Origin of the sequence: Thermotoga caldifontis AZM44c09, assembly GCF_000828655.1 — a bacterium.
Lineage (GTDB): Bacteria > Thermotogota > Thermotogae > Thermotogales > DSM-5069 > Pseudothermotoga_A > Pseudothermotoga_A caldifontis.
On sequence record NZ_AP014509.1, the window covers coordinates 197727 to 215676 of the forward strand.

Consider the following 17950-nt stretch of genomic DNA (forward strand, 5'->3'; position numbering starts at 1 on the left):
TCCTCACTTCACCTTGATGTAGATCTTCCATTCGCTCGGACCGACTTCTTCGATCTCCAGAACCTCGTGCCCGAGTTTCTTCACCGTCTCCGGGATCCTCTCCTTGGACATCGGATAATCGATCCACACCTCGAGGATCTCGCCTGGCTTCATGCTCTGCAGAGCCCTCTTGGTCTCAACGTCTGGTACCGGGCAAACTTCTCCTCTAACATCCAAACTCTTCGTAACCTGATACTTCGCCATACATCACACCTCCTCTTGTGAAAAAATGCTCAATCTTCCAGAAAAATACTAACATTACCACTTTTCGTCATTGTTGACTTTAATTACGACTTGGTAAAACTTGCAAGCACACGAAGGTTGCCCACCCAAGCTTTCAACCGGCATCAGGCCATCGTGAACCCACGAAGGGATAAGGTAGAGTGGACTTTCGGAAAAGGTCAAGACTGGTTATAACGCATCTCGAGAGAGGATGTCTTTTGTGAAAACGATGATTCAAAACGGTTCTTGTCGGTTTTAAATCGTTCAGGATCACTCAAAGCCGTACTCTTTGCGGATCTTTTCGAGGTTTCTGAGGTTCTCGAGACTCGCCCCATTGATGGCAGCAAACTCAAAAAGCAGAGCGTCAGACATGATGACAGGTATGGCCATCGAACGATAGCTACCTATTCCTCCACGATCTGTGACGATGATTTCGTCTGCAAGCTCACTCAGCTGACTCAGTGGCTTGTCTGTGAACAGTATGTTCTTCCCTCCTCTCTTGTGAGTTTCCGAGAACAGTATTCTCAGCTCAAAATTGGTCCTCCTGTAAGCAAAGCCGATGGAAACATCGTTTTCACGTATGTTCACTATGTTTTCAAAGAAAGAACGACCCGTTGTATTGAACAACCAGGTTTTTTTGCCAAACCTGTTCAGCCAAAAAGACAGTTCTAAAGCAGGCACCAGAGCGGCACCTTCTCCGAAAACATAGACGTCGTTCCCTTCAGAGATGATTTTCGCGGCATTCTTCAGCCTCTTGGTGATCTCCGATATGTTCATACTTTGAAAGACCGCTTGGTGCGTCTTCACGAGTTCTTCGAGTACAGACTCAGGTGAAACTGTCTTTAAACCCTCTTCAACCTTCTTAGAAGATGTGAGATTGTTAACCAACGCACGCTGAAATTCTTCTTTCATATCGGAATACCCGCGATAACCAAGGGCGCGAGCAAATCTTATAACAGTCGCCTCGCCAACGCCAGACGCTTTGGCAAGTTGATCGGCACTCATCAGCGTGATCTTGGACGGATTGTCGATGATGAACTCAGCGATCCTTCTTTGGCTCTTCGTGAGCTTTGAGTACACCTTCTGGATCTTCTTTTTGTATTCGTCAACGTCCATAGAATTCGAACACCTCCGCTTATGGATCTATTCGGAACCACTCTGTGGACTCGGTCCGATCATTGAGTACTCCTGTGTTACAACGATTCTTTTTCTGATAACGTACAGGCGGAAGTTTCGTCGAACGTGATTTTCCCGACTTGAAACATCTTCGTTGATTCAAAAAACTTACCGACCGGTGTCACCTTTTATCCCATTGAAGATTTCGCGAGCCATCAGCAACACACCTACGACGCCCGGATTCGGCTCAACCTTAGAAAGTTCCAACGAGACCACTTTGCCCGGCGGACGATAATAGTTCTGCTGAACGTACTTCAGCACCCTGCCGACGTAAAACTCGTTCTTTGTCAGTCCACCACCGAGCACAAGGACCTGTAAATCAAGCGCATCGACGATGTTGGTCAAAGTTCTTGCCAAAACCTGTGCACCGTGCAAAACCACCTTGAGGTACGGTTCTATTCCGTTCCGTGCCCTCAGAAGTATCTCTTCGCAGGACAGTTTCTCTCCCGTTATCGACTGAATAAGATTCTCCAAACCTCTGCCTGAAGACAACGCTTGTAGACAACCTCTACGGCCACAACTGCACACAGGACCTTCTTCTTCCACGATAGTATGGCCTATCTCTCCGGCCGAAGAATGTGATCCACGAAACACCTTTCCTCGCAAGACCAACCCCATGCCGATACCAGTACTCACGGTCACGTAAGCCAGATTCTCAGATCGTCGCACCCAAGATTCAGCATAAGCGGCAGCATTGCAGTCATTTTCCACAACCCCACTGTCACCGAAGATCTCGCTGACGACCTTTTTCAAAGGAAGATTCTTCCAGCCCAAATTCGGCGACCACAAGAGATTGCCGTATTCATCAACGGCTCCGGCTGTGGAAATACCCCAAACTTTTGGACGGTTGCCACCGAGAAGCTCTTTGCTTACTTTCACCAGCCTGTTCAGGAAATCTTCAAAACCTCTGTGAGACTGTGTGGAGAATTGCACCACATCACGCGGAGTGATACTATCATCATCAAAGACGGCGACGAACGTTTTGGTACCACCGATATCAACACACAGGTCCATTCGAACCACCTATGATCTGCTTTATCTTCCTGACACGTTCCACCAGTTCTTTGAACCTTTTCTCCCTCAGCAGTTCTTTGTTCGCTATGTAGGAGCCTATGCCAACTGCGGATGCACCAGAAGAAAAATACTGGGCGACATTTACATCCGTGATGCCGCCAAAGGGCACGAATCTCACCTTTGGGAACGGCCCGCGGTAGGATCGGAGCAAGTTCAGATCCGCTGGATAAAGCTTCAGTAGATCGAAACCTAACCCCAAGGCACTCTGAACATCCGTCGATGTGAAAACTCCCGGTATGTAAGATATTCGATCTCTCTTTGACAGCTCCGCCACTTTCCAACTCAGACCCGGGCTCAACACGTAATGAGCCCCGGCCGCCAACGCTTCGTAATAAGTTCTTTCTTCGAAAACCGTTCCGGCCCCAAGGAACAATTTTCCATCGAAAGATGACTTCAGAGCACGTAGCACATCAGGCGCATCTTCATCCGAGAAACTGACCTCCACAAAGCTCACACCGTTTTCCGAAAGTATGTGGCAGAGATCTATCGATTCCTTCACGTTGAGACCTCTGATCACCACCAAGATCTTGCTTTCAAGGAGTTTTTCTAACAAGATCATCTACCTCCGTTCGTCGCCTTTTTCTTCAAAGTGGATGTCAACAATGATATAACTGAGAGAATTATCAACACCAAAGAAATCGGCCTTGTGAAGAAAATGGTAAAACTGCCCCGACTCAGAATCAAAGCTCTTCTCATGTTGGCCTCTGCCATTGGACCCAGTATCAACGCAAGTACAATTGGTCCGAGTGGCACATTGAGCAATCTGAAAACGAACCCAGCAACGCCTGAGATGAACACAATCAGAAGATCGAACGCGCTGTTGTTAATTGCGTAACTTCCAACGAGGGACAGAATGATTATCGTTGCCCAAATGAAACTTTGCGGCAAGGAGAGAAATTTCGTGAGAATCTTTGAAACGAAGAAGCCCACGGCAAGAAAGGCGATATTTGCCAGCACCATGAGGGTTATCACCATATGGACGAAGCTTGCGTTGTCCCTGAACATGACCGGTCCGGGCTGCACACCGTACATTATGAAAGCCCCTATTAAAACAGCGGTAACGGCATCTCCTGGAAGGCCGAGCGCCATCATCGTCGTGAGAGCCCCGCCAAGGCAGGCATTATTTGCGGTAGTTGACGCGGTCAGCCCTTCAAGAGAGCCTTGTCCATACTCTTGCGGCTTTTTTGCAACTCTCTTACTTTGATCCCATGCCACTAAACCGGCTATGTCAGCACCTGCTCCCGGGATGACACCTATGATTATTCCTATCAGGGCCGACAAGAGTGCCACAGGTGTGAGATCCTTTATTTCTTTGAAGGTTGGTACCACTCTTCCAAGTTGAGTTACTGGTTGCGTGCCTGTTGAAACAACTTGCCTTCTTGAGAATATCTGGTAGAAAACCTCACCAACTCCAAACAAACCAATCATCACAGGTATGAACGAGATACCGTTCAAAAGTTCCATCCTACCAAAGGTGAATCTTTCGGAGCCAAATATGGGATCAAGGCCTATCAGCGAGATCGAGAAACCCAAAAATCCGGCAATCATTCCCTTGAGTATGGATCTGCCGGAAACGGCTACCATCGTCGAAAGTCCGAAGATCGCGAGAGTGAAATACTCTGCGGGCCCAAAAGTTAAGGCAAACCTCGCCAGAGGAAAGCCAACAACGATCAACGCGAGGACACCCAAGATTCCACCGACAAACGAAAAGACGACGTTTATACCGAGCGCGAGACCAGCCATACCTTTCTTGGTGAGTGCGAAACCATCGAAGGTCGACGCGATTGAAGCGGGAGTACCTGGTGTGTTGATCAGAATCGCGGAGATCCCACCAGAAAAGATGGCAGAATTCCACACTCCTATGAGCATTGCGAGTCCTTGGTTCGGCGGCAGCCAAAAGGTCAAGGGTGTGAGTATGGCGACTGCCATCGTGGCCGTCAGTCCTGGAAGAGTCCCGATAAGGAGTCCTGAAAAGGTACCCAAGAGTAGATAAATTGCGGCCCGCGGATCAATGGCTTGGAAGAATCCTTGAATGAACTGTTGCATGCGATCACCCTTTCAGAAGAAGAGCACGTGAAAGATCTTTCCAAATAACAGAAAAACACTGATGCTCAGAACCGCAGAACCAATCAATGCGAAGTACCACTTCCAACCAGTAACAACTTGAATCAAAAACAACAGGACAAAGGTGTTGAGCAGAAAATTTCCTTTATTCCAAAACAGAACATACAAGAGAATGAACAGGATAGTCGATATCGTCTGGATCCATTCCCCTTGAAGAGAGGGACATTTCCTTTTTTTGAAAAATCTCCAAAGGCTCGAGATCAAAAGGCAACAAGACAGAACGAGAATTATGAAAGCTACCAACCTGGGGAAAAAGCCAGGTCCTGGCATGTTGGCAATGCCTTCAGGTAACTTCGAAGATTCCACAAAAAGAAATATTGAATAAGCGATTGAAATCAGTGAGAAAAACAGGTCACCCATCTTCGTCACCTCAACGTTGAAGGCTGCCCCAGAAGGGGCAGCCGGAGGATCATTTACCCAACGCTTTCGGGATGAGTTCCATGAACATGTTGTACTGCGATATGGCGAATTCTTTGAATTTCTCACCATCGAGATAAGCCGGTGTCATACCTCTATCTCTGAGGAATTTTTGAAAGGTCTCGCTTTCATACGCTTTTTTGAACGCATCTGCGAGTATTTTGTAAACCTCTGGGTCTACACCCTTGGGCAGTGCAAGGCCTCCCCATGCCGCTACCAAAACGTCATAACCAAGTTCTTTCAATGTCGGTACATCTGGGAAGAGTGGAGACCTTTCATCACTCATCACGGCGAGGATTCTCAGTTGACCTGATTCCACACCGGACTTGACCTCGGTCGGGCTGACGGTGACGGCAGTGATGTGTCCTCCCATCAGAGCTGCAACCGCAGGTGCTGCACCATCGAACGGCACGTGGACAAGCTTTGTACCTGTGGCCTTCTCGAAACTGAGCGCAGCGATGTGCCAGATGGAACCAGGACCAGCATTACCCACTGTGACGGTGCCCGGATGAGCCTTTACGTACTCAATGAATTCCTGGATCGTTTTCCACGGCGAATCAGCCCGGACGGTAACCGCCGCAGGTATCACCATTATTCTCATGAGTAGGTCAAAGTCCTCTGGTCCAAAGTCTGCATATCCCAGAGCTTTGAGCATCGAAAGCTCAACGGGCACGTACCCCATCGTGTAGCCATCTGGTTTGCTGGTTTGAAGTCTTTTCATCGCAATTGCCCCAGACGCGCCCGTGATGTTTATGCAGTTGATTGGTACCTTCAAGATTTCCTGTGCGATGGCTGTGATGGTTCTTGACACCATGTCTGATGCCCCACCAGGTGCCGCTTGAATGATGAAAGTGATGGGTCTGTCGGGATAGGCCGCAAGAAGCAGGGTCGCAAGAATCAGCGAGACAGCCACCAGAAGTCTCTTCATAGTAAAACCTCCTTTGGAGTAAATGCTTCCAATGGAAAACCATTTGGAAGCTTTTGCTTCAAAAATATCACATCGTGCGTCACACTTCAAGTGCAGATGGACAGAGAAATCCCGCAGATCAGAATGATTTTCACAGATATTTCGTGGGGAACTTTTCTTTTCTCTCCGTTGCTTTGATTTTCTCTGAAAAACATGTTCAGATATCGAGAACACGCTCTGGAAAACAGATGAAAAAAAAGTAAGCTGGTAGATTCAGAAACGATCAGGAAAATCACATCGAGACGATGAACCGCTCTGAAAAACACCGCGAAGGTTTTGATCGCATCAGCCTGAGCTTTCACCTTTTTTGATTGTTCTCAGTATCCTTCCGTCCCTGAAGACGAAGATTCTGTCCGCCTTCTGAGCGATCTTTTCATCGTGGGTGACGACCACCAGGGTGGTTCTGTTTTCGAGGCGGATCGTTTCGAGCAGTTCGATGATCGCCGCGCCGGTTTCTGAATCGAGATTGCCCGTCGGTTCGTCCGCCCACACGATCTTGGGATTGTGAACCAAAGCCCTCGCGATGGCAACCCTCTGTTGCTCTCCACCGGAAAGCTGCGATGGGAACTTGTCCTCCTTTCCAGAAAGCCCCACCTTCTTGATCATTTCCAGCGCCCTAACCGTCACGCTCTTTCCCTTCTGGCCGAGGATCCTCAGAGGCAGTTCGACGTTTTCAAGGACAGTCAGAACCGGTATCAAATTGAAGAACTGGAAAACGAAGCCCATGTTCTGCGCCCTGAACTTCGTCTTTTCTTCCTCGCTCAAACGGTGAAATTCTACTCCGTCGAAGAAGATCTCCCCCTCGGTGGGCGAATCGATGCCCGAAAGACAGTTCAGCAAAGTCGTCTTTCCAGAACCCGACGGACCGAGTATCGCCACGAACTCGCCCTGTTCTATCTGAAAGTCCACGCCCCTGAGGGCTTCGACCTTCTTTTCACCTTTTCCGTAAACTTTCCAAAGGTTCTTGACCACTATCACGTTCCTTCCTCCTCAGTCTGGTGCCCTCAAAGCCTCGGCCGGGCTCTTCTTCGTCAAAACGATCGGAAGCGACACCACAACGACCACGACGGCGTAGACGGCTGCAAGCAGAATCAAAAAGTTCGAAAGCGGGAACGAAAATTCTCCAGAACCGAACAGGGTGAAGATCAATTTTGAAACATCCCTCGATTCCAAATAACCTGCAAAGCATCCAACCACGATCCCGAGAGACGCTATGACGATGTTTTCGAGGATGAAAGCTGCAGAAACGCTCCTGCTGGACATCCCGACGGCCCTGAGGGTGCCGATCAAACGCTTTCTGACGATGACGCTCCTGAGCGAATGGAAAGCGATCCCGCTGAAACCGCTTATCAATCCGAAGTAGAGCAGCGCGATCGCGGTTTGAATGAGCATGTTCATTCCGGTGAAGAGCCTGTTGAGCTCTTCGTTTATGTAGATCGGAAAGTCGAAGAGCTTGCTGTAAAATTTCTTCACCTCGGCGACTTTCTGAGGCTCGATCTTGGCGAGCAACACGGGTATGACACGAACTTCCTTCGGCATACTGTTGATCGACGCAACGTACTTGACCGGCACCATCGCCTTCCGCATGTCGAAGGCATCGACGATCTCAAAATCCATCACTCTCGTTCCGCCTATTCTGAAAGGAGATTTAACCCTCCTTGTGACCGTCTTACCGACCAAGTTAGAGGCTTCTCCCTTTTGGGAAAAGCCAACGATCGCCTTGCCAGGTTCGAGCAATCTTTCACGCCACTCTTCGTTCGTTTCGAACGGCACCAGTGCGCTCTTCAAAAAATTTTCATCGACGAAGGCTATCAGATCGTTTTCGAATTCCGCGATGTAGACCCTCGAATGGCTCGTCAGGCCCTCCGCAACTTCGATTTCGCTTCTTGAAAAGATCAGTTTCAACGGGTTTCGAACCACCATGAAGTCGTAGCCGAAAAGGCCGTTCTTCAACCGGTCCTGAACGAAGTTCTGAACGTTGTGCGGGACCGTCACGACTATGGTCATGACGAAGACGATCAAACTGAACATCGAGGCTATGATGAAAGAATTTCTCAAGTTCCTCTCAACGTACGAGAGCGCTATGAAGCTTGAAACAGATGTTTTCACGAGCGATTTGGATAAAAACTTCCTCATCAACACGATCGCGTATATGAAGATCAACCAGCTTCCGACGAAGAAAACCGCTCCCCTCTGAAGAATCTCCCATCCGCTGACAGCTTCACCCGGAGCCGAATAACTCACCAAAACGATCGCGACGATTCCAAGCACCAAGCTCACCGCCGGATGGAAGAAAATCAGGAACGTTCCAACGAAGATGGAGAGCAGACCGAACAGCCAGAAGCTTTTCAATGTGATGGCCAGAACGATGCCGAAAACACACATTCCCGCACCGACGATTCTTCTGAACTTTCCAAACGTGAAGCTGCGCGGTTCTGATTGAAAAGCTGAGAGCATCTGTACGGGAGATCTTCGCGTTATCTGAAGGATCCTTCTTGCGAATATCAAAACCGGAACGATCAGGCCGGCCGAAACACCGAGAAACACCGTGAGTGGAGAAACGTGGAGCTTAACATCGTTGAAGACGGGTCCAAAGCCGGCACTGAAAACGCTGGTCGTTGCCAGAAATCTGTTCAGCAAGTACCTCGCCAGGAAGATGCCCAGCGCTCCACCGAAGATTCCAGACACGATGAGGTAAGCCAGACCTTCTATCAAAAGGGTTGCGGCTACGTGGTGCGTCTTCATCCCCAGTATTCTCAAAGTCGCCATGACCGTGGTCCTTTCTTCGACGAAACTCTGAGCGAAAAGATAGACCAAAACGAAGGACGCCAGAATGGAAAAACCGCTGAAGGCGATCGTCAGATAACCCAGAGCCTTCGTGGCCGGTGAATTCAGCAAGTTGGCTTTCATTGCGACGGCTCTCACGTTCAAACTTCTTCTCAGTTCGTCGACTATCAGCTGGTGTTCCTTTATTTCACCGTGCAGATTCAAATACACCCTCGTAGGAAAATTCACAAATTTGGAAAGATCGTCTAAGTGAACGAAGACGGTTCCAGCGTAGTGAAGGTTCTCACCGCGAAAGTTCAAAAAGCCCTCCTCACCGATCCCTCCAACAACGAATCGTTCCTCACCCGCACCGATGTTGAGGATGATCTCGCTGTTCCTGGAGAGGTTCAGAAAGTCTGCGATCGTTTTCGAAACGATGACCCTTCTTTCAGAAAGTTCGATCCTCTCTCCCAGAAAGCTTTGAAGATCTTCGGGCCTGAGTGCGATGATCAGACAATCCAAAGCTTTCTCACCGAACTCGATCCTGCCGAGCGTTTCTGAAACGGGAAGGATCTTCTCAACGGCAGGGAAATCTTTCAGGGAAGAAACAACCTGTTCGTCCAGGGCCATCTTCATGAAGATGTTGTTCCTTCTGTTCTCGACGAAGGCATCGGCGGGATCGAAGTTTTTCGAGAAGCTCGAAGTGATCCAGTTTGCGATCGTATCGTTTATGGAAAGACCACCGACTATGAGCATCGCAGGAACGCCGATCCCGACGATGAGCACCAGCGCAGTTTTGATGTGCATCCTGAAGTTTCGAAAGGCTATCTTGAAGATCGATTCCGTCACGGCTTCATAACTCCTCATTAGATTCTATCATCGTTCGAAAGGTTTTACTCTCGAACCGGAGCAGACATCGTTCGACCCGAGAGACGGATCGGAACACTTTTCGAAGAACCACGCACGATCGAACAATTTTGCAAGAGACACAGTTTGGGGAACCTTTCTTGAAAGGCCTGAGTGAATGTGCCTTTTGCCTGGTTCTGTAAACGAAGGATGCGATGATATTAAATTGGAATCAAATTCATCATCTGTCGCACTGGAATCGACAACAAAAACACCGACACGCCATTTCGTTCGGACGGAAGATATCCAGCTTTTCAATCACACTGCCAATTCTAACTTCAAACTCTCGAATCCTTTTCGAATGATTTCTGCCATTCGGCGTCGGCGCTCTTCCAAAAATGTCCCGTAACCCATGTTGTACCAGGCTTCGGGCAGGGCATGGTACCAGTACATTTCTTTGAGTCTCTCGGGTGGAAAACGACGTTCATACTCGGGTGCGTAATCTGAGGGAGGGCGATCTCCTATATCAACGTTGTCGCGCCATTCTACCAGTGCGAAATTGGCAACCTGGTTTATGTCGTGTTTATCTTTGATGCCCAGTTTTTCAAGGTATTTGCGTGGAAAGGGATGGTGTCTTTCCACAGCTAATCTGTGCGGTTGTGATGTGGGATCGAGCAGGTCACGAACTTTCATGGATGAATAAAGCACCGGAGCATCGAGCAAACAGAGAGCTGCAAAAAAGGCGAATTGACCCGGGCTGCGAGCGGAAGCTGTGGCCAGTTCGTTGGGGAGCGTGACGTTCCAGTAATCGTTTGTTAGGACCGCCGATATTTCCTGTTCCAGTGTCCGAACGAACTCTTCTGAACTGGAACAGCCTCGTATCAATGCGAGATCCTGTTCCATACGAGTTTCAGCAGAAGAGGAATAGCGGCTGGTGAGCGAACTCATGAAGAACCATCGCGCCATCAAATCGCGAAGGGTGTGCTGGTCCAGACCAAAGTCCTGTTTGCCGATGAGCCAGAGGGAGTAAGCGTAAACTAACGCCATTTCAGAGGTAATAAGATTGGGATGGATATATCCGGCGCGTTTTACAACTTTCAAAAAGTCGTGCCAGTTTTGCAGGTTGAGAACTTCATTCTGTGCTTCTTCCAAGCGATCAAACTGTTCATCACGACGTTCAGGAGAGAATTCACCGGTCTGAAGATCTTTGCCCCGCAGAATGGAATACACATGTTCCAATCGGGCACGACGAAAAGCCATTGCCACATCGACTCTCAGTAGCTGATCTGGCTGAGGTTTGAAGTATGGATTATAGGGTGAAGGACGGTTATCCGAGGGTGGATTCTTAGCCTGCCGGCAGAACTCTTCCAGCTCTTTACGGCCTTCGTCCCAGAAAACGGACATCAACGTCAGGATGAAATCGGCCTGATTGAGTGTACGACCTCTGCTGTTTATGCGAACGAAGATTTCAGAAACCTGTTCTTCTGTAGCACTGGCGGAAATTTCCAGAGCGGTCATTGGATAATTGACGAGGTTGACCAGCTTTTGAATGGATCGAGGAATACGCTGCCGTTCTTCCTCAGTTAGACCACGGCGTTCCTCCAATCTTTTCATGAAATCAAAGATGAAGTCGTATAGCCTGAAGCCTTCCTGCCACAGGATGCTGATATCAGCTATCCAGTTGAGATCTCGTTCTATCGACGTGTTGGTGACCTCAAATTTTTCCTCCAGAGGGTTAAAAGCTATTCTCAAACGTTTTTGATCAAAATTCTTATCCACAATTCGCACACCCTTCATCACAGCGTAGAGGGCAGTGAGTCGCTGTTGACCGTCCACAACGAGCAGACGAGGTATTCTCTGCTTGGTGCCTGTTCCAATAGTGCGGTGTTCACCAGGGAAACCGTTCTCCCAGAAAAGAAGCGTTCCGATGGGATAGCCACGGTACATAGAATCGAACAGATCACGTACACGGGTTGTATCCCAAACAAAGGGCCGTTGAATATCAGGAAGACCTATCTCACCGCTATCGATATTCTCCAGCAGTCCACCTACACTGTAATCTACCTTCTTAAACAAAAGACCGTTCACGATTTCTCCCCCCAATCCCCTGAAAGGGATAGATTCTTCATTCCCGAACTGGTCAAAGCCCTTATTCCTATGTTTTCGAGTTCGAGGCTCAAATTCACTTTTCTAAAGCAGTTTTGCGTCGTCAAGACACTCTCTTGCTCTTCCATACAATCACACCTTCTTTTTCAACGTTGACGAGAAAAGGAAGGATTTTCCTGTATCTATCCCACTCCTTCCTCGAATAAGCGCTCGCATCCAGAACTATCTCTGTCCAGTATCACAAAAGCATCGATATCCGACTCTTCTCTTGCATCGTCCCTCGCACAAGGATCGAACAGAACGACCTTTACCTCACCAAGCTTTTCGAAATTCTTTTTTGAGTTCCGACAGTATTTCCACCATCCCCCACCCCAGACGGTCACAAAAAAATCCCATTAAACCCAGGCCACAAAAAATATCAGATTTTGTCAAACGATTTTTACTCTTGGAAAATGATAACATGGTTTCAAGGTAATGACAGGATCCTGCTCACAGCATCAAAAACAAACCCTGCCTCTGGAAAACATGAAGGTGTTATGAACATTTCTTGGAGGATGACAGAATCGTACCGATCTTCCAAGAACGGTGGAAGCTTTGTGGAAAAAAGCTCCACTACAGCGTCCAACCTGAGAAAATCGACCCCAACTACACCTCTCAAACCTGCTCTGTGTGCGGTCACGTCTCAAAAGACAACAGACCAGACCATGCACGGCTTTAAAAGCACTCATCGAAGACCAGGAGGCCAACTCCCAGAAACTTTTAGGATGAGCTGTCAACCGGCCTGGTGCTCACCCCTTCGCGAGGTTGAGCAAGCTTCCATTTCTCAAGTAGAGGTGTAATGTCACGACAGGAGGACACATACCAATTTCCAGCTACTGCACGAATAGGACAAGGATCTTCTCAAAAGCCTCTCTTTGCCGATCCTCAGTGAACCACATCCATTAAGCGACCGTTCCTCAATCTCTTCGCATCCTGTGAAGGAGATATACCAAAGAATCTTTTGTACTCTCTACTGAACTGAGAGAGGCTCTCGTATCCCACCTGGTAAGCTGCGGTTGTGACGTCTTGACCTGCCATGAGGAGCTTTCTTGCCTCGCACAGCCGAAGTTTCTTCTGGTACTGAAGAGGAGTCATGCCGGTGAGAGTCTTGAAGTTGTGGTAAAAATTCGATACACTCATTCCCACCATCTCTGCAAGCTCCTTCATGTTCACGGGTTCGCTGAAGTGTTCTCTCAGATAATTCAGTGCTGTTACCACATCGTTCCTTCCAGACAACGCGATCTGGATGAGTCTCGAGCCCTGTTCGCTCACGAGGAGCCTGTAGATGACCTCTTTTTTTATCACGGGAAGGAGTGCGGAAACGTGTTCCGGTTCATCGAGGAGATCCAGCATCCTTCTGAATGCGTCCAGGAGCTGATGAGTGACTTTCCCCAGCGATGTACCGCGGGATGATGTGATTGGTTTTGTATTGAGTTTCTGCTCAACAACGATCTCCATGACGATCTCCATGTCTATCTCCCAGGTCATGCCGATATAAGGTTTTTCCTTAGAGGCTTCTATCACCTGGGCAATGACGGGAACGTCGAAGGAGTTGAGAAGAAAATTCTCCACGTCATAAACGTAGTACTCTTCTCCAATGAGAACGCGTTTTGCACCCTGAACAGCGATGCATATCGATGGTGGAAGGATGTAAGTGGAGGGTTCTGTAGGGGACTCTCTCCTGCCCACAGTCAGACCAGGGAGCGGCCTCACCACGGGCTGCTTTTCTGTGAGGTGTAAAATCCTTTCAATCAGCTTTTTCCGAACGTGGTCGAATTCACCCACGATTCCTTTCATCTCATTTCTGTTGAAATTTTACCCCTTGATGGAAAATCAGGCAAATATTCGAGAATATCTTTCTAACGTTTCCTGAGTAGACAGCGGTATGTTTTAGAGAGAAAGGAGGGAAAAGTATGGGTATTCCGAAGAGAAAACTTGGAGAGAGAGGACCTGAGGTTTCTGCCGTAGGGCTCGGCTGTATGAGAATGAGCTTCGGTCAGAAGAAACTTCCAGACAGAAAAGAGATGATCAAACTTATCAGAACGGCGGTGGAGCTCGGCATCAACTTTTTCGATACAGCAGAAGTTTACGGTCCTTACACGAACGAGGAACTCGTGGGCGAAGCACTCGAACCGTTCAAAGGTGAGGTCGTGATTGCAACGAAATTCGGTTTCGAGCTGTACGAAGATGGAAGGCCTGGCTGGAAAGGTCTCAACAGCAGACCGGAACACATCAAGAAGGCAGTGGAGGGTTCTTTAAAAAGGCTCAGGGTGGAAGCCATAGATATTCTCTACCAGCACAGGGTGGATCCAGCCGTTCCAATAGAAGAAGTGGCTGGGGCTGTAAAGGAACTCATAGAAGAGGGTAAGGTGAAGCACTTCGGACTTTGCGAAGCTTCTGCCGAAACGATAAGAAGGGCTCATAAAGTGTGTCCTGTCGATGTGGTGCAGTACGAGTACTCCATGTGGTGGAGAAAACCTGAAGAGGAAATACTTCCCACCTGCGAAGAACTGGGAATAGGCTTTGTGGCGTACAGTCCTCTGGGCAAAGGGTTTCTTGCAGGAGCCATAGGTGAAAACTCCGAGTTCGATGAGGAAGATATTCGAAGCAGGATTCCACGCTTTCAGAAAGAGAATTTGAAGCAAAACCTTGCACTCGTAGAACTCCTCAAAAAGATCGCTGAACGAAAGGGTACAACACTATCACAGGTAGCTCTCGCATGGCTTCTTGCACAGAAACCCTGGATAGTTCCCATACCTGGCACAACGAAACTGAGTCACCTTCTGGAAAACATCGGAGGGGCTTTCGTTGAACTCACACCGGAAGAACTCCAGGGAATAAACGATGCTCTCTCAAGAATAGAAATAAAAGGTGGAAGGTACCCTGAGGAGATGGAGAAGATGACGTATCTGTGAGGTAGAGTTTGATGAAAAGGATGGGGATTCTTCTTGGAATATGTCTTGGGCTCACCAGTTTTTCAATACTTCAGGGATCGGTGTTCGGAGCGGTTCTTCCCTCCATTGTGGAAGAATTCGGCGTGGATTGGAGCATCATGGGAGCTGCTATGAGTGTCTGGACGGTTATTTCTGCTCTCTCACCCATGTTCTTTGGAAGATTTGTTCATAGATTATATCCAATGAACTCCATGGCTCTGGTCATGATAATGCTCTCTGTTCCAACAATTCTTGTTGCTTTCGTGAAAGACTTTTTCTCCCTAAACGTTGTGAAGTCAGTAGGGAGCCTGGCTGTTCCCTTCTCTTATCCTCTTGCTGCAAAAGTAGTGGGGATGTATGTGGACTCCAGAAAAAGAGGAATCGCAACTGCCATATACAACACAGGTTCTATGATCGGACTTGCACTCGGATACGCTGTTGTTGCGTTCGCAGGTGGTTATTGGAAAAGATCCATGATCGCTGGAGGCTTTCTCGGTGTTATTTACGTTCCTGTTGCATACATTCTGTGGAAACGCTCCCTGGAGTCAAAGGCACAGAGAAAGCCCGAGTGGAACGATTCTCAAAAGAGATCACGTGTTTCTTTCAAACGAGTGTTCTCCATCGTTCTGTGGCTTTCCTTCGGTCATTTTTCCGCTGTTTACACCTGGAGTCTCATGTTCAATTGGCTCTCCACTTTCCTTGTTCGTGAGATCCAGCTGGGTTACAGTTTCATAGCCCTTGTACTTGGAATCATGGCTGTTGTATCGAGCATACTGGAGGTTTTCGTTGGGTTGTGGTCTGACCGGGTGAGAGGAATGCGTGGAAGGTTAATTCCCCTGTATGCCGGTCTGTTTCCGTCGGCTTTTCTTTTAATACTTTCCACTCTCTCAACCAATCCTCTTCTGACATCCATTCTGATGGGGCTTTCCATCCTCTTCTGGAGGCTTTCAACACCTTCTTTCTGGGCGATATTTGGAGATCTCATTCCGCAGGAACACTTCGAAAAAGCGAGCAGTATCTACGTGGGAGCTGTTCTTCTTTCTGGTATCGCTTCTTCTATTGTGAATGGTTACATAGTCTCGTTGGCAAGTTCGATGAAGTACGCCATACTCCTTTCGGCTTCCATACTGATTCTTTCTCCGATCTTTTTCACGGTAGCGGGAAAAGTTGGTACGAGAACTTTAGAAGCATGAATTCATCGATGGGAGGTGTTACCATGCAGGTTCCAAGAATCACCCTGAACAACGGTGTAGAAATGCCCATTCTGGGATACGGAGTTTTCCAGATACCACCAGAGCAGACTGAGGAATGTGTCTATGAGGCTATAAAGGTGGGATACAGACTCATAGACACAGCAGCAGCGTACATGAACGAAGAGGGAGTGGGAAGAGCGATAAAACGCGCGATTGACGAAGGAATTGTCAAAAGGGAGGAGCTCTTCGTCACGACCAAACTGTGGGTGTCGGATGCCGGTTACGAATCCGCAAAGAGGGCCTTTGAAAAGTCCTTGAAGAAACTGCAACTCGAATACATAGATCTCTATCTCATTCATCAACCTTTTGGGGATGTACACTGTGCCTGGAGAGCTATGGAGGAGCTGTACAAAGATGGATTGGTAAGAGCCATAGGTGTGAGCAATTTCTATCCCGATCGGTTGATGGATCTGATGGTTCATCGCGAGATAGTTCCGGCGGTGAACCAGATCGAGATACATCCGTTTTATCAGAGGCAAGAGGAAGTCGAATTCATGAGAAATTACAACATCCAGCCTGAAGCCTGGGGTCCTTTCGCTGAGGGAAGAAAAAACATTTTCCAGAACGAAGTGCTCAGATCGATCGCGGAAAAGTACGGCAAAACGGTTGCACAGGTCATTCTGCGATGGCTCACTCAGAAAGGAATCGTTGCCATTCCCAAAACTGTGAGGAAAGAGAGGATGGTGGAAAACATCAGTATCTTCGATTTCGAACTGACGCAGGAAGACATGGAAAGGATCGCAACGCTCGATGAAAGACAGAGCGCATTCTTCTCCCACAGGGATCCGGAGGTCGTCAAATGGATCTGTTCACGGAAAATATAGTTTTCTGGGGGTGGTAGAAACGAGAAATATTTCGATGATCGTGTTGACCCTTCTGGTGTGGACTCTGGGCTTTGGAAGTAATAATGCGGTATCAGAAGTAATGAATATAAAGATTCCTCAGGAATTGAAAGAGATTCCAAACGAATACTTCAGACCATCATCTCAACCAGGAACATTGGTGGAATTATATTATGACACCTATGAATCTTTCTCCTACTCCGAAAGATCAAAGACCCTTAAAAAACGTGCAATCGTATATCTTCCTTATGGCTATGATAAAAACCGAAAATACGATGTCTTTTATCTGATGCACGGTGGTTGGGGAGATGAAACCACCATGCTCGGCACTCCAGATAGACCCTCTCCGCTTAAGAATGTCATTGACAATGCAATTGCTGCAGGAGAGATAAAGCCGCTAATAATAGTGTGTCCGACTTATAACAACACGAACGAGAATGGACTGGATTCTGCCAGCTTTTCTCTGGCAATGCAACTGACAAGGAACTACCATAATGAATTGGTGAACGATTTGATCCCTGCAGTGGAAGGGACCTACAGCACTTATGCTGCAAGCACGTCAAGAGAGGACCTAACTGCTTCCCGTGACCATCGTGGATTCGGAGGGTTTTCCATGGGTGCGGTTGCAACCTGGCGAACATTCCAATACGCCCTTGATTACTTTCGCTATTTCCTGCCGATGAGCTGCGGTACCACTCTGGATGATGAGGGGATCTTTGCCGCAGCTCGCGGACATGATCTGAATGATTATTTTGTCTTCATTATTACAGGAACAAATGACTTTGCGTACAGCTACGATAAAGCCAGAGTGGAGCTTATGAAAAGGTCCCCTTATTTTATCAATATCGATGAAAGACATGACGGTAATTTTGCGTTTCGTGTTAAGGAGGGATATTCTCATGATACGAGGGCTACGATGGAGTATATCTACAATGGGTTGAAAACATTTTGGGGTGTTCAAAATAATATCAATTTGTCGGGGGCTAAGACGAATTTGCAGAAGAGCCAATCTCAAAAGGATTTCACTGTAAATACGAGGTAATTAAATATCCAGCTTTTAAGGATTTTGGTAGACTTCTTTTTCCAACAAACAAAAATTACTACAGTGGAGATACTCTTGGAGAACTTTCCCTCACGTGGTATAGC

At 47.8% G+C, this 17950-nt stretch carries 17 protein-coding genes; 5 read left to right on the forward strand and 12 right to left on the reverse strand.

The genetic code is table 11. From position 1 onward, the window contains the following. Positions 1–3: 3 nt before the first annotated feature. From TSP01S_RS00980 to TSP01S_RS01035, 11 genes are all read right to left on the reverse strand, one after another. Complete coding sequence (locus tag TSP01S_RS00980) at positions 4–243, reverse strand: sulfurtransferase TusA family protein (protein WP_041075699.1); 240 nt, start codon at positions 241–243, stop codon at positions 4–6. 288 nt (positions 244–531) lie between these two features. Then, positions 532–1377: a MurR/RpiR family transcriptional regulator gene (locus tag TSP01S_RS00985; protein ID WP_041075701.1), complete on the reverse strand. Its 846-nt coding sequence runs from the start codon at positions 1375–1377 to the stop codon at positions 532–534. A gap of 168 nt (positions 1378–1545) precedes the next feature. Continuing rightward, positions 1546–2451 (reverse strand): ROK family protein, encoded by a 906-nt coding sequence (locus tag TSP01S_RS00990; protein WP_052463435.1) that lies wholly within the window; start codon positions 2449–2451, stop codon positions 1546–1548. Further along, entirely contained in the window at positions 2435–3064 is a 630-nt protein-coding gene (locus tag TSP01S_RS00995) for a bifunctional 4-hydroxy-2-oxoglutarate aldolase/2-dehydro-3-deoxy-phosphogluconate aldolase (protein ID WP_041078265.1), read from the reverse strand. Before TSP01S_RS00995 ends, TSP01S_RS00990 begins: the two co-directional genes overlap by 17 nt. A 2-nt stretch (positions 3065–3066) precedes the next feature. Further along, the gene (locus TSP01S_RS01000; protein ID WP_041075703.1) at positions 3067–4557 is read right to left on the reverse strand and encodes a tripartite tricarboxylate transporter permease; all 1491 of its coding nucleotides are present in this window, start codon (positions 4555–4557) and stop codon (positions 3067–3069) included. A gap of 12 nt (positions 4558–4569) precedes the next feature. Next, positions 4570–5124, reverse strand: a complete 555-nt coding sequence (locus tag TSP01S_RS10410; RefSeq protein WP_082021617.1) for a tripartite tricarboxylate transporter TctB family protein — start codon at positions 5122–5124, stop codon at positions 4570–4572. Further along, on the reverse strand, positions 5045–5980 hold the full coding sequence (locus tag TSP01S_RS01010; protein ID WP_041075707.1) for a tripartite tricarboxylate transporter substrate binding protein: 936 nt from the start codon (positions 5978–5980) through the stop codon (positions 5045–5047). Before TSP01S_RS01010 ends, TSP01S_RS10410 begins: the two co-directional genes overlap by 80 nt. A gap of 324 nt (positions 5981–6304) precedes the next feature. Beyond that, positions 6305–6997, reverse strand: a complete 693-nt coding sequence (locus TSP01S_RS01020) for an ABC transporter ATP-binding protein (RefSeq protein ID WP_041075711.1) — start codon at positions 6995–6997, stop codon at positions 6305–6307. 12 nt (positions 6998–7009) lie between these two features. After that, positions 7010–9634 carry an FtsX-like permease family protein gene (locus TSP01S_RS01025; protein ID WP_041075713.1) on the reverse strand — a complete coding sequence of 875 codons (2625 nt, stop codon included), beginning with the start codon at positions 9632–9634 and terminating at the stop codon, positions 7010–7012. A 315-nt stretch (positions 9635–9949) separates the two neighbouring features. Continuing rightward, entirely contained in the window at positions 9950–11719 is a 1770-nt protein-coding gene (locus TSP01S_RS01030; protein ID WP_041075715.1) for a GmrSD restriction endonuclease domain-containing protein, read from the reverse strand. A 200-nt stretch (positions 11720–11919) separates the two neighbouring features. Further along, positions 11920–12120, reverse strand: a complete 201-nt coding sequence (locus tag TSP01S_RS01035; RefSeq protein WP_231848576.1) for a nucleotidyltransferase domain-containing protein — start codon at positions 12118–12120, stop codon at positions 11920–11922. 164 nt (positions 12121–12284) lie between these two features. On the opposite strand from TSP01S_RS01035, the gene TSP01S_RS10340 reads away from it, so the two are divergent. Then, positions 12285–12455 (forward strand): zinc ribbon domain-containing protein, encoded by a 171-nt coding sequence (locus tag TSP01S_RS10340; RefSeq protein WP_144380598.1) that lies wholly within the window; start codon positions 12285–12287, stop codon positions 12453–12455. Positions 12456–12661: 206 nt separating this feature from the next. Here TSP01S_RS10340 and TSP01S_RS01040 read toward each other — a convergent pair whose 3' ends face one another. Further along, on the reverse strand, positions 12662–13561 hold the full coding sequence (locus TSP01S_RS01040; RefSeq protein WP_144380599.1) for an AraC family transcriptional regulator: 900 nt from the start codon (positions 13559–13561) through the stop codon (positions 12662–12664). Between the two features lie 128 nt (positions 13562–13689). On the opposite strand from TSP01S_RS01040, the gene TSP01S_RS01045 reads away from it, so the two are divergent. From TSP01S_RS01045 to TSP01S_RS10365, 4 genes are read left to right on the forward strand one after another with little or no spacing between them, the layout of a single operon-like run. Beyond that, positions 13690–14691, forward strand: a complete 1002-nt coding sequence (locus TSP01S_RS01045; protein WP_041075719.1) for an aldo/keto reductase — start codon at positions 13690–13692, stop codon at positions 14689–14691. Between the two features lie 11 nt (positions 14692–14702). After that, positions 14703–15902, forward strand: coding sequence for an MFS transporter (locus tag TSP01S_RS01050; RefSeq protein ID WP_041078267.1), 1200 nt, complete (start codon positions 14703–14705; stop codon positions 15900–15902). 23 nt (positions 15903–15925) lie between these two features. Beyond that, positions 15926–16786 (forward strand): aldo/keto reductase, encoded by an 861-nt coding sequence (locus tag TSP01S_RS01055; protein ID WP_041075721.1) that lies wholly within the window; start codon positions 15926–15928, stop codon positions 16784–16786. Further along, on the forward strand, positions 16713–17846 hold the full coding sequence (locus TSP01S_RS10365) for an alpha/beta hydrolase (protein ID WP_231848577.1): 1134 nt from the start codon (positions 16713–16715) through the stop codon (positions 17844–17846). The genes TSP01S_RS01055 and TSP01S_RS10365 overlap by 74 nt, the downstream gene beginning before the upstream one ends. Positions 17847–17950: the final 104 nt, after the last annotated feature.